Annotated in this window: 9 protein-coding genes, 2 tRNA genes, 1 rRNA gene and 1 pseudogene; 6 read left to right on the top strand and 7 right to left on the bottom strand. The window is 61.6% G+C overall.

From position 1 onward, the window contains the following. Nucleotides 1-272: 272 nt before the first annotated feature. From OKW44_RS21700 to OKW44_RS21715, 4 genes are all read right to left on the bottom strand, one after another. Nucleotides 273-348: transfer RNA gene (locus tag OKW44_RS21700), tRNA-Ala, on the bottom strand. A 53-nt stretch (nucleotides 349-401) separates the two neighbouring features. After that, a tRNA-Ile gene (locus tag OKW44_RS21705) sits at nucleotides 402-478 on the bottom strand. Nucleotides 479-557: 79 nt separating this feature from the next. Then, a 16S ribosomal RNA gene (locus OKW44_RS21710) occupies nucleotides 558-2,090 on the bottom strand. 469 nt (nucleotides 2,091-2,559) lie between these two features. Then, nucleotides 2,560-3,675: an AI-2E family transporter gene (locus OKW44_RS21715; protein ID WP_018420047.1), complete on the bottom strand. Its 1,116-nt coding sequence runs from the start codon at nucleotides 3,673-3,675 to the stop codon at nucleotides 2,560-2,562. Nucleotides 3,676-3,946: 271 nt separating this feature from the next. On the opposite strand from OKW44_RS21715, the gene OKW44_RS21720 reads away from it, so the two are divergent. From OKW44_RS21720 to OKW44_RS21735, 4 genes are all read left to right on the top strand, one after another. Beyond that, nucleotides 3,947-5,161, top strand: coding sequence for a DUF2863 family protein (locus tag OKW44_RS21720; protein ID WP_018420046.1), 1,215 nt, complete (start codon nucleotides 3,947-3,949; stop codon nucleotides 5,159-5,161). A 213-nt stretch (nucleotides 5,162-5,374) separates the two neighbouring features. Next, nucleotides 5,375-6,256, top strand: a complete 882-nt coding sequence (locus OKW44_RS21725; protein ID WP_018420045.1) for a response regulator transcription factor — start codon at nucleotides 5,375-5,377, stop codon at nucleotides 6,254-6,256. A gap of 120 nt (nucleotides 6,257-6,376) precedes the next feature. Then, the gene (locus OKW44_RS21730; protein ID WP_018420044.1) at nucleotides 6,377-7,051 is read left to right on the top strand and encodes an energy-coupling factor ABC transporter permease; all 675 of its coding nucleotides are present in this window, start codon (nucleotides 6,377-6,379) and stop codon (nucleotides 7,049-7,051) included. Between the two features lie 174 nt (nucleotides 7,052-7,225). Beyond that, the gene (locus OKW44_RS21735; RefSeq protein WP_018420043.1) at nucleotides 7,226-7,843 is read left to right on the top strand and encodes a BspC domain-containing protein; all 618 of its coding nucleotides are present in this window, start codon (nucleotides 7,226-7,228) and stop codon (nucleotides 7,841-7,843) included. 111 nt (nucleotides 7,844-7,954) lie between these two features. On the opposite strand, the gene OKW44_RS21740 is transcribed toward OKW44_RS21735, so the two are convergent. Both OKW44_RS21740 and yaaA read right to left on the bottom strand, forming a co-directional pair. Continuing rightward, nucleotides 7,955-9,121: a M14 family metallopeptidase gene (locus OKW44_RS21740; RefSeq protein ID WP_018420042.1), complete on the bottom strand. Its 1,167-nt coding sequence runs from the start codon at nucleotides 9,119-9,121 to the stop codon at nucleotides 7,955-7,957. A 51-nt stretch (nucleotides 9,122-9,172) separates the two neighbouring features. Continuing rightward, the gene (yaaA, locus tag OKW44_RS21745; protein ID WP_018420041.1) at nucleotides 9,173-9,955 is read right to left on the bottom strand and encodes a peroxide stress protein YaaA; all 783 of its coding nucleotides are present in this window, start codon (nucleotides 9,953-9,955) and stop codon (nucleotides 9,173-9,175) included. Between the two features lie 57 nt (nucleotides 9,956-10,012). Between yaaA and OKW44_RS21750 the strand changes: the two genes are divergently transcribed. After that, complete coding sequence (locus tag OKW44_RS21750; protein WP_026225706.1) at nucleotides 10,013-10,519, top strand: putative toxin-antitoxin system toxin component, PIN family; 507 nt, start codon at nucleotides 10,013-10,015, stop codon at nucleotides 10,517-10,519. Nucleotides 10,520-10,705: 186 nt separating this feature from the next. Then, nucleotides 10,706-11,880 (top strand): annotated as a pseudogene (locus OKW44_RS21755) (pyridoxal phosphate-dependent aminotransferase). A gap of 109 nt (nucleotides 11,881-11,989) precedes the next feature. On the opposite strand, the gene OKW44_RS21760 reads toward OKW44_RS21755, so the two are convergent. After that, nucleotides 11,990-12,637 (bottom strand): glutathione S-transferase family protein, encoded by a 648-nt coding sequence (locus OKW44_RS21760; protein WP_018420038.1) that lies wholly within the window; start codon nucleotides 12,635-12,637, stop codon nucleotides 11,990-11,992. Between the last annotated feature and the right edge of the window lie 73 nt (nucleotides 12,638-12,710).

The following is a 12,710-nucleotide window of genomic DNA, read 5'->3' on the forward strand; positions in this document are numbered from 1 at the left end:
CAGACGCACTCGCTACAGGTTGAGTATTCGTGTTGCGCCGTATTCCAAAGCGATCTCTCGATCACCTTTAAAATACATCGATACAATCACAACCCTGATTCACCTACTCACACACCCATCTCCAGGCATGCTTTCGTGAATCTCTTTACTACTTCTTCCTGATTGTTAAAGAACGACAGCCGGTATGAAGCCTCTGCCTCATACCGCCCTGACTGGCTCAATCGCCAATGCGCAACGCTCTGCCTGCAGGCAGAACACTGCGCATTGAGGATTGGTGGAGGATGACGGGATCGAACCGACGACCCCCTGCTTGCAAAGCAGGTGCTCTCCCAGCTGAGCTAATCCCCCTGTCCCACAGCCATTCCAGCGGCCCCAGCCCTTCAGCTCACCCGACACGACACTGGTGGGTCTGGATGGATTCGAACCATCGACCCCCGCCTTATCAAGACGGTGCTCTAACCGGCTGAGCTACAGACCCCTGCTGTCTGTCTGCGTTGCTGCCATTAACCACAGCCGATAAGCGTGAGCACTTGAATGCAGTGAATGCATAGCTCTGGAAAGGAGGTGATCCAGCCGCACCTTCCGATACGGCTACCTTGTTACGACTTCACCCCAGTCATGAATCCTACCGTGGTGACCGTCCTCCTTGCGGTTAGACTAGCCACTTCTGGTAAAACCCACTCCCATGGTGTGACGGGCGGTGTGTACAAGACCCGGGAACGTATTCACCGCGGCATGCTGATCCGCGATTACTAGCGATTCCAGCTTCACGCACCCGAGTTGCAGAGTGCGATCCGGACTACGATCGGTTTTCTGGGATTGGCTCCACCTCGCGGCTTGGCAACCCTCTGTTCCGACCATTGTATGACGTGTGAAGCCCTACCCATAAGGGCCATGAGGACTTGACGTCATCCCCACCTTCCTCCGGTTTGTCACCGGCAGTCTCCCTGGAGTGCTCTTGCGTAGCAACTAGGGACAAGGGTTGCGCTCGTTGCGGGACTTAACCCAACATCTCACGACACGAGCTGACGACAGCCATGCAGCACCTGTGTTATGGCTCCCTTTCGGGCACTCCCGCCTCTCGGCAGGATTCCATACATGTCAAGGGTAGGTAAGGTTTTTCGCGTTGCATCGAATTAATCCACATCATCCACCGCTTGTGCGGGTCCCCGTCAATTCCTTTGAGTTTTAATCTTGCGACCGTACTCCCCAGGCGGTCAACTTCACGCGTTAGCTACGTTACCAAGCCAATGAAGGCCCGACAACCAGTTGACATCGTTTAGGGCGTGGACTACCAGGGTATCTAATCCTGTTTGCTCCCCACGCTTTCGTGCATGAGCGTCAGTATTGGCCCAGGGGGCTGCCTTCGCCATCGGTGTTCCTCCACATCTCTACGCATTTCACTGCTACACGTGGAATTCCACCCCCCTCTGCCATACTCCAGCGCTGCAGTCACCAATGCAGTTCCCAGGTTAAGCCCGGGGATTTCACATCGGTCTTACAGCACCGCCTGCGCACGCTTTACGCCCAGTAATTCCGATTAACGCTCGCACCCTACGTATTACCGCGGCTGCTGGCACGTAGTTAGCCGGTGCTTATTCTTCCGGTACCGTCATCCCTCACGGATATTAGCCACGAGGTTTTCTTTCCGGACAAAAGTGCTTTACAACCCGAAGGCCTTCTTCACACACGCGGCATTGCTGGATCAGGCTTGCGCCCATTGTCCAAAATTCCCCACTGCTGCCTCCCGTAGGAGTCTGGGCCGTGTCTCAGTCCCAGTGTGGCTGGTCGTCCTCTCAGACCAGCTACAGATCGTCGGCTTGGTAGGCCTTTACCCCACCAACTACCTAATCTGCCATCGGCCGCCCCTTGAGCGCGAGGTCCCGAAAGATCCCCCGCTTTCCTCTCCCGAGCGTATGCGGTATTAATCCGGCTTTCGCCGGGCTATCCCCCACTCCAGGACACGTTCCGATGTATTACTCACCCGTTCGCCACTCGCCACCAGACCGGAGTCCGTGCTGCCGTTCGACTTGCATGTGTAAGGCATGCCGCCAGCGTTCAATCTGAGCCAGGATCAAACTCTTCAGTTCAAACCTGTTACTGTTTTCGGGCTCTCTCGAACCCGGTCGCTCACTCAACGTACTGACGATGATCAGTCCGCCTTTCGACAGACAAACCTTCCTCTAATACTGTGTGAGGCTGCTGATACTTCTGCCTGGCAGCAGACTCCGGAGAATCCGCCGCCGCATTCCGCATCAAGCGCCCACACTTATCGGCTGTTAGTTTTTAAAGATCGGTCCGCCAAACCCGCCGCGCCTGAACCACTCCTGCCCGGCACTGCTTCGTTTGCGTCGCTGCGTCTGCAGCAGAGAAACGGGATTATGGAGAACTTCCGCCGGATCGTCAACAGGTTTTTGTCGCCCGCTTAACCGGCCCACCCCGCTGAAACCCTCGCCATCAAAGGCTTCCCGCTTCTCCGCACCCCGGCGTCCGGAGCACGAAAGAGCGGAATTCTAGTCGCCGCAGCCAGAACTTGCAAGCGCAATCCTAGGGTTTTCCTTAGGGGGTCTTTTCCATACGGCCCGGATCGTCTATCGCTGGTGTTTTCACTTCGGGCGCCAGCGTCTGGGCGGCGGATGCGCCGATCGTCCAATCATGCAGCACGGTATAAGCGACCGCCAGCAACGTTGGGCCGATGAAAACACCAAGAAAACCAAACGCAAACGCGCCGCCGAGGATGCCGAGCATCACCAGAATCAACGGCATGTCACTGTTCTTGCCAATCAGGATCGGCTTGATGACGTTGTCGGCCATGCCGACTACCAGCAGGCCCCATATGACCACAAAAATCGCCCATCCAGTCGACCCGCCCTGATACAGCCAGATCGCTGCCGGCAACCAGACAATGACCGGACCGCCCGGCACCACCGACAGAAAAAACGTCACGAGCCCGAGCAGCGCCGGCGCCGGTACGCCCGCCATCCAGAAACCGAATCCCGCGAGAACCGCCTGTACGAGGGCCGTACCAAGAATCCCGTAGACCACCCCCTTCACCGTGCTGCCCGCCAGCGCCAGCAGATACTCGGCGCGCTCACCGGCTACCCGACGCATGCCGGCGTTCAGCCAGGCGGCCGCCCCCTCGCCACCGGTATAAAAGAAGAACGCGAGCACGATGCTCAACGCCAGCAGCCCCAGCCCATGCGTCACCGCAAGCGCCGCCGCCAGAATCCACTTCCCAGCCGGCGCGGCGAGCGTGCGCAATTGCGCGATCAACTCGGAATTGCTGCTGGTCAAGCGCTCCCAAAAGGCCTCGATGCTCGAACCAACCAGCGGGATCCGCTGCACCCACGGCGGCAGATCGGGCAACCCCGACTCGAAAAGTCTTTGCACCAGCGCAACGATGTCGTGAACATGCGCGCCGAACGCGAAACCTGCATAGACGAACGGCCCGAGCACCACGACCAGAATAATCAGCACGATCAAGGTCGCGGCCAGCTTGCGCCGCCCGCCGACCACGCCAGTGAGTCGCCGGTAGAGTCCCCAGGAACTGTAGCTGAGGATGGCGCCCCACAGCAGCGCGGTCGTAAAGGGCGCCAGTACCAGCAACGACCCACCCACGAGCACAATCAATGCGAATACCGCAGCAAGTCGCTCGATCAGTTGGTCAGATTTCACGATGGATCTCCTGTTGCGCCAGACCGTGGCAATGACATGACGCACGCCCGTCAGGCGCCCGCTGGACGCCGTCAGTATAGAAGCGAGTCGGGCGTCCGGGGTGTCTTATACCATCCGGCCAGGCTGTTGCGAGTCGCTTGCGACTGTGCCGGTGGCGACCGCATTTTTGAGATGAAAGGGCTCAAATTGCCCGGAGATTGCTGACCAATACATATAGCTGCCTGGAAAAGACTACAATATAAGGTTCCGTGCCCCCATTTTTTCTGGATTTATGCGCTCGCGAATCGCCAAACGTCTCCCTCCCGACGCCGACAAGCTCGTCGGTCTCTCGCTCGCGCTTTTCGCGTCGGGCAGCCGTACCGAAGATCGCTTCTGGGAAGCGAAGCTCGACGCGCTGCTGACCAAGGTCGTGCGCAACGCCAACCAGACTACGCTGGACGCCGCGCTCGACCATCTGCAGCAAAACCATCCGGATGCCTACGGCGCGCTGGCCGACATGGCGGAAACGCACAGCGAATCGTTCGTGATCGAACATGAAGGCGTGTCTTATGAAGCGCTGCTGATCGCCGCGCCCGTGCTCGCCTGGACCCGCTACGTGATTCCGTCCGGTCCGCTCAAGTCCGACGCCGCCGACGCCCTGCGCGCACACTTGCAAGCGCACGTGCTCGCCGCCAACACGCGCGTGGCAATGGCTCCGTTCCTGTACAGCATCGACCAGTTGCCGCGCCATCACGTCGAAACGTGGCGCATCGCCCAGCAACTTGCGCAAGCCGCGGTCAGCGGCGGCAACGCGAAGCTCAATTTCGGCGAATTGCCGGAGACCTCGCCGATTCTGGCGGACCCGCGCTTTCTGCTCGCCGTAGTCGCCGCGCCCGTCGGCGACGCGACGTTCCGCTGGCAGGAAGAAGAGCACGGCACTCGCATCGAGCGCGGCCAATGTCTCGAGCAATGGGCCAAGCAAGGCGGCGCGAATCTGTCGGTTGTGCTGCCGGGCTGCGAATTCGAATGTCTGCTGCCGGATGCGTACTACTCGGCGTGCCGCGACGCCGATGAAAGTGTGCGTCCGCACACCGTGCGTACCGCCGTGCGTTATCTTTTCGACACTATTGGCGCGGCGCCGCAGGATCTGCGCGCGGTGGTCGCCGGCTTCGGCGAACGGCGCATCGACGAGTACCGCGTCGGCTTCACGCGCAAGGGCAGCAACGATGTGATCTACGGTGTCGTGTGGCCACTCTACGGCCGCGAAAACGGCGAGGCGGGCATCGACGAGGAGCCGGAGGAAATCACCGGCTCGGACGAACCGCTCGAGGAAATCGTCGCGCTGCTCAAGGAAACCGGCATCACGGATGTGCGCCGCCACGCGGGCCGCTTCGAGCCGGAATATTGCGACGACTGCGGCGTGCCGCTGTATGCGGACCCGCTCGGCGAAATCGTCCACGCGGAAATGCCCGAAGACGCCGAGCCCGCGCAACCCCATTTCCATTGACACCGAAGTCGAAATCCCGGCCTTATCGCAAAAAAGCCCCGTATGTACGGGGCTTTTTTGTTGATTGTCCGCATTTCTTATGCCTTTTGGACAGCCGTCAAAACGGACGGAATTTGTCATCATAGGCACGGTGACGCATCGCCGTGATCGAGTCAGCTCCACGAGTCCCACAGATGCGTCGCGCCATTTCGCCCGATACATCTGGAGACATGCATGCGCTTCGCGATTCTCAATTCAAACGCAGAACGACGTGATGGACTCAAAGCCTTGCTGCGGCAGATCGACCGGCTGGCGCGCTTCACAGAAGCCGATGAATGGCGTCTGCTCGAACGTCCGTTCAAGCGTTATCGGCCTGATCTCGTCGTGATCGACTGGGAGGACTGGATGTCGGTTGCACAGGTGCGCGCGTTGCTCAGCCACTTTCCGGACCTGCGCATCAGCGTGCTCACCGACGGGACTTTGCCCGCGCTCGTGCGCGCGCTGATGGACGAAGGTGTGCTCGGCGTTGTTCCACGCGACACCGATCCCTGCCTGATCGTGCGCGCATTGGAAATGGTGCTGCTCGGAGGTCACTACGTGCCGCCCGGCGCGCTGGCGATCGATCCGCCGCTGCCGACCGACACCGCGATCCGTACGTTCGACGAAGAAAGTCCGCCGCCCCGCCGCAACAAACTCTCGGGCGGGCTGTCACCGCGGCAGGAGCAGATCATGCGCTGCGTGCACATGGGCAGCACCAACAAGATGATCGCGCGCACGCTCGGCATTAGCGAAGGTACGGTCAAGATCCACCTGACGAGCATATTCCAGCAACTTGGTGCGCCCAATCGCGCCGCCGCGGTCGCGCTTTACAACGGATGGCTCACGAATCATTTGCAAGTGCTGCGCAACAACGGCGAGCACAGCGCTCGGCCGGTCATACGCGGGCAGCCTGGCCCGGTTCCGCTCCGGCGCCGCACACGTGCGCACTTCCAGTATTCGTTGCCGGGCAGCGACACCAGCAGCGCGCTACCGATGGCCGCAGAGCCCGCCACGTCGTACGGTGAGGCCCCAGACGGCCGGCCCGCGCCGAAGTCGGTCGGGCCGGGTTCCACATGACGCGAGGCGCGGGGCACGCCGCGCGCATGGGTTGGAACGTCCGCATCCGCGCAGCGTCGAGGGTGGGCTGGCATGGAATCCGCTCACACCTTTTGTCGTCCAACGAGTAATATGAGACACATGGGTTTCCTCTACACACCGCTTCCGTTTTGGGTCGCTGTCGGTGGCTGGATTGCCACTGCGATGGTGATCGCGCTCGCGCTGTGGAAAAAACCTTTCAAAAGACTTCAGGACGGCACGCTCCAGCATGTCTGGCTCGCGATAATCGTCGCGGTGTCGGTGCTGTGGGCGAGCAACGCCTGGCTCGACGACGGCACCGTGATGCACCTGCTCGGCGCCACGCTCGTTGTCACGCTGTTCGACTGGGGGCTCGCCCTGATCGCGATGGCCGTGGTCGCGGGGCTGGCCGCCGTCGTCTTCGATGCGCCGTGGCAGGGCATCGCGCTGACGTTCCTCGTATACGGAGCCCTGCCCGTCGCCATCTCGACCTTGCTCCAGCGCATCTGCACCGCGTGGCTACCGCGCAATCTTTTCATGTTCATCTTCGGCCAGGGCTTCGTTTCGCCCGCCATTGCCGTGTCGTTGACGGCCGCGGCAGCGCTCGGCATCCATGTCATGGTGTCTGGCGGTTCGATGGCCGTGGTGCCGATCGGCTACCCGCTCAGCGTGCTGCTGCTCGCCACCGGCGAAGCATGGTTCACTGGCATGGCGACCGCGCTGATCGCGGTCTACCGTCCCGCATGGGTGACCACCTACGACGTGCGGCGCTATCGTCTGGGCGGCCCGCGCATCTGAGAATGCGCGCTTTGACGTCGCGTGCGGCGCATCTATGATAATCAGCGCCTCGTCACCGGAGACTTTCCGGGCGCCTCCATCAGGAGAGGGCAGAATATTTGCAGCAACATTGAACTCAACCCTTGCGCGGGGCATCTTATTTGCCTCATCTCCCATTTGCGTCTAAAGAACTAGATGGATCGCACCAATGTACCGAGCCGGTTGCTGCGGGTGATCGGCCGGTTGGCAGCCTGCGCAGCGAGTCTCTCCCTCATCTGCGCGGCTCCCGCATTCGCTGATCAGCTCGAACAGCACAACGACCTCGTCAAAAGATTTATCACCGAAATGCACGCGGATCCGCTCGTCGCGGACTGCGCCGCGCATGGCGACTTCGTCGCGAGCACCTCGACCGCTTTCGACCACGTCGAATTCCCGTCCAGTTCGTTCGACAGTGCGCACTCGTCGGTCACGCCATGGAACGACTCGTTCGACGAAGGCAAGCAGCGCGTCAAGGTGGACAGCATCGTCACCGTAGAGGGCGTCGGCGTGCGCCAGGACAACTCGGGCGAGCCGGCCGATCTGAAATTTCGCTGCGGCTACGTCGGCTCGCAGATGCTCGCGTTCAGCTGGAACGATCCAGTACCGCCAAACCGCGCGCATAGCGCGGGATCGGGCAAGCACAAAGGCGGCAAAGGCAAGCACGCGGTCGGCGGCAAGACGTCGAAGAAGTCGTCGAAGACAGGCTCCGGCCAATCGTCGCGCACGACGTCGAGCAAATCGGCAAACAAGAGCTCGAAGAAGAAGAGCCAATGACATCTGGCGCCGATCGGGCCGTGCCACCGTCCGGTCAGTCGCCCCAATAAAAAACGAGGCGCGCACTTTTGCCGTGCGTGCCTCGTTTTTTGTGTCCATCCGTCCGCTTCTTCAGGCAAACGTCTCCACGTGTCGCAGGATCGCTTGCAACATTGCGGCGCCAAGCGATGCGCTGCGCTCGCCGTTCCAGCCGACCCTCTCGTCGGGCAGATTTGCGTTGTCCTTGAACGGCATTTCCAACGTCAACGACAGACAGCCGAATTCATTGCCGATGTACTTCGACGCGAGCTTCAACGCATCCTCGCGATACTTGCTCGCCGCATAGCCATACTTGTCCTGAAAATCCGGACTCGCGTGCGTGAACGCCTCGATGAACGCCTTCTGCTCGCGCCCCTGCCGCTCGGTGAAGCCCGGCAACATCTCGGAGCCCGCGACGAACACGTACGGCAATGCCTCGTCGCCATGAATATCGAAAAACAGGTCGCAGCCTATCGCATGAATCGCGTCGCGCACCACCAGCACCTCGGGACTGCGCGCGGCGTCCGGCTCCATCCATTCGCGATTCAGGTTCGCGCCGGCCGCGTTGGTGCGCAGATTGCCGCGCACGCTGCCGTCCGGATTCATGTTCGGCACGATGTGAAACACCGCATGATCGTACAGCTTGCGCGCGACCGGGTCGCCCGCCCAATCGCCCCAACCGACGAGGCGCTTCACGAACCCCTCGATGAACCATTCGGCCATCGTCTCGCCCGGATGCTGCCGGGCAATCAGCCAGATGTTCTTTTTGGGCGTGGCGTTGGCGGCATCGTTGGCTGGCGGCGTGCCGAGCGTGAGCAGCGAAATCGGTCGCCCTTCGACTGTCTTGCCGAGCTCGGTCAGCGACGCGTGCGGCATCTGCTGCACGGCGCCGAGAAACTCGGCATGACGCTCCTCGCTGTACGGTTCGAAGTACGCGTAGTAGATGCTGTCGAAATCGGGCGTATGGTCGATCGTCAGCACACGGCCGTCGTACGACGTCGGCACGCGAAACCAGTTCACGCGGTCATAGCTCGCGACCGCCCGATAGTCGCGCCAGCCCTCCGCGAACGCGCACGCGGCGGCGTTCTCGAAGGTCATCACGCAGCGCTCGCCCGCCGCGCCCGACAGGCGGAAATAGAACCACTGCGCGAACTCGGCGTGGCTGTCGGGCCGTACGCGCAGGCGAATATTGCCGGCGTCCTCGCAGGACAACACATCAACTGCGCCTGCGTCGAAATTGCTCGTAATCGATAACGTCATCGGAGTCTTCCCTGCCTGAATTCACGCTGCCTCTTTAGCGCAGCGGCACGCTTATTCCGCAACGCGGCGGCGAAATACGAAAGTGGAGTCGTTCGAGGCTTCGGCACTGAACGCGTAGCCTTCGGTCTCGAAGTCCTTCAACTGCTCGGGACGATCGAGGCGATTTTCCACCGCGAAGCGCGCCATCAAGCCGCGCGCGCGTTTTGCATGGAAGCTGATGATCTTGTAGCGGCCGCCCTTCCAGTCCTCGAACACCGGCGTGACGACCGGCGCGTCGAGCAGCTTCGGCTTGACCGACTTGAAGTATTCGCCCGATGCGCAATTGACCAGCACGCGCGAGGTGGCCGCATTCTTCTTCAACTGCGCGTTCAACGCGTGCGTGATCCGCTCGCCCCAGAACGCGTACAGGTCCTTGCCGCGCGGGTTGGCGAAACGCGTGCCCATTTCGAGCCGGTACGGCTGCAGCAGATCGAGCGGACGCAGCAGGCCGTAGAGGCCCGACAGCACCCGCACGTGATTCTGCGCATAGTCCAGATCGGCCGACGACAACGTCTTCGCACCGAAACCTTCGTACACGTCGCCGTTGAAAGCGAGCACCGCCTGCTTGGCGTTGTGCGTGCCGAATTGCGGCGACCAATCCGCGTAACGCTGAAAATTGAGGTGCGCGAGCTGATCGGAAATGCTCATCAGCGAAGCGATCTGTTGCGGCGACAAACGGCGCAGGCCGCTGATCAGTTCGGCGGCGTCATCGACGAAATCGGGGATCGTGTGCTTTTTGACGTGCGGCGGGGTGTCGTAGTCGAGCGATTTCGCCGGCGACAGAACGATTATCATAGAGGCTTGCAGGCACGCCGTGCCTGGCGGTCAAAGACGAAAGCCCGATTGTAACGAATGCCCGGTTCCCTCGCCTCAAGCGGCGCGTTGCGCGTCGTACTCGATTCCAATGTCTGGATCGACATACTCGTATTCGACGACCCGCACACGCGGCCGATCGCCGCCGCGCTCGAAAGCGGCGCGCTCGCCGCGCTGATCGACGCGCGCTGCCTCGCCGAGCTCACCTACGTGCTCGACTATCCGCAGTTCGCGCACCGCAATGTCGACAAAGCCGCTGCGCTCGCGGTCGTCGCGCGGCTGGCGCAACTGGTCGAGCCGTGTGAGCCGACCGAGTCCGCCGCCGACGCGCGGCCGCTGCCCCAATGCAAGGATCGCGACGATCAGAAGTTTCTCGAGCTTGCGCATGCGGCGCGGGCCGACTGGCTCGTATCGAAAGACCGTGCGGTGCTGAAGCTCGCGAAACGGATCGCGCGCGACTTCGGCTTCAGGATCGCGCAACCGGCACCGTTCGTCGCGGAAATCGGCATCGCGCAGAATGCTGGGGGCGAGCCCGTCAACGCGTGAATCCGACCGTCCGTGCGGCGCGTTGAGCCGAGCGCACGTTGACGGTTGATCGTCAGGCGGCTTCTGACGATCAACGTGAAACCCGCGGCGCGCACAGCGTGTCGCGATTCCCTACAATCAGGCTTCGCCCTTCGCAACGACAGTTCGAGAATCGGCCCACCTTATCGCCCTGCTACCCACGACGCCATGAACGCACCGCACGACACGCCCACGAGCCCCACGTTTCCGTCTCGCCTGCCGAACGTCGGCACGACGATTTTCACCGTGATGAGCGCGCTCGCCGCGGAAAAAGGCGCGGTGAATCTGGGTCAGGGCTTTCCCGACTTCGCCTGCGATCCGCGCATCGTCGACGCGGTCGCGAACGCGATGCGCGATGGCCACAACCAGTATCCGCCGATGGCCGGTGTGCTGCCGCTGCGTCAGGCGATTTCGGACAAGATCGCGAATCTGTACGGCCGCCACTACGACGCCAATAGCGAAATCACCGTGACCGCGGGGGCCACTCAGGCGTTGCTGACCGCGATTCTTTGCACCGTCCATCCCGGCGACGAAGTCATCGTGATCGAACCGACCTACGACAGCTATCTGCCGTCGATCGAACTCGCGGGCGGCAAGCCGGTCTTCGTCACGCTCGACGCACCCGACTACGCGATCCGGTTCGACAAGCTCGCCGCCGCGATCACGCCGAAGACGCGGCTCATCATGATCAACACGCCGCACAATCCGACCGGCACCGTGTGGCGCGAACAGGACATGCGCAAGCTCGAGGAGATCGTGCGCGGCACCAACGTGCTGATCCTGTCCGACGAGGTGTACGAGCACATGGTCTACGACGGCGCGCCGCATGAGAGCGTCGCGCGTTATCCGGAACTCGCACAGCGCAGCTTCGTCGTGTCGAGCTTCGGCAAGACCTACCACGTGACGGGCTGGAAAGTCGGCTATGTGGCCGCGCCCGCCGCGCGCTGACCGCCGAGTTCCGCAAGGTGCACCAGTTCAACGTGTTCACCGTCAACACACCGATGCAGATCGGCCTCGCCGATTACATGAAGGACCCGGCGCCGTACGTGGAGCTACCGGCGTTCTATCAGCGCAAGCGCGATTTCTTCCACGCGGGCCTCGCGAATTCGCGCTTCAGGCTCCTGCCGTGCACGGGCACGTATTTTCAGTGCGTCGACTATTCGGCGATCAGCGACCTGCCCGAAGCCGAATTCGCGCAATGGCTGACCGGCGAAATCGGCGTCGCGGCGATTCCGGTCTCGGCGTTCTATCACGAGGCGCACGAGTCGGGCGTGGTGCGCTTCTGCTTCGCCAAGCAGGAAGGCACGCTCGCTACCGCGCTCGAACGGCTCGCGCGGCTCTAGGATGCCTTGCGCGATGCCACGAACGAACCCACGTTACTTGCCATCGCGCTGCGCGGCACGGGTGTGCGCTTCGCACCCGTGCGCGCTTCATGGCACTGCGCTCATTCCCTCAGGACGCACGCGACGCCGCGACACAGGCCTTGCGATCCTCCGTCACGCGCCGCGCAGCCGGCCGCGGGTCGATCGTCTTCACGTAGCGCTTCCAGTCGATCCCCGCTTCGCGCAGAAAATCGCGGCCGTAAATGGTCTGTGTCGCCATACCGACGAGCGGCAGGTTCACGTAGCCGGCGGTATCCGCCACGCTGAATTGCTCGCCGCACAGATACGGCGAGAACTTCGCGATCCGTTTGAAACCGGCGACGTGATGCGTGAGCAGCTTCTCGACGCGCCCTTTCGTCGCGTCGCTGACGGTGCCGCCGAAAAACGCTTCCTTGTACAGATTGCGCACCGTCAGTTCGAGATGTACATCGACAAAGAAGATCATTTCGCGTTCCTTGGCGGCCTGCCACGGATCGGCGGAGAAGATCCGCTTGTCGGGAAAACGCGCAGCCAGATATTCGACGATGCACTGCGACTCGCAGAGGTCGCCGTGCTCGGTTTGCAGATATGGCACCTTGCCGAGCGGCGAATGCTCGAGCAGCGCTTCTTCCTGACTCGGCTTCACGAACTGCTCCTCGAACTCGATACCATGTTCGAGCAGCACGAACTTGACCTTGTTGTAGTAGTTGGACAGCGCAAAACCGCTCAGCTTGATCATCGGGTGTCTCCTTGTGTCATGGTGCGTGAGACCGCGCGTCGAGGTTGAAGCAGCGGCTTTCCATCGAATCATC

It is taken from the genome of Paraburkholderia lebeckiae (assembly GCF_050436325.1).
Classification (GTDB): Bacteria; Pseudomonadota; Gammaproteobacteria; order Burkholderiales; family Burkholderiaceae; genus Paraburkholderia; species Paraburkholderia tuberum.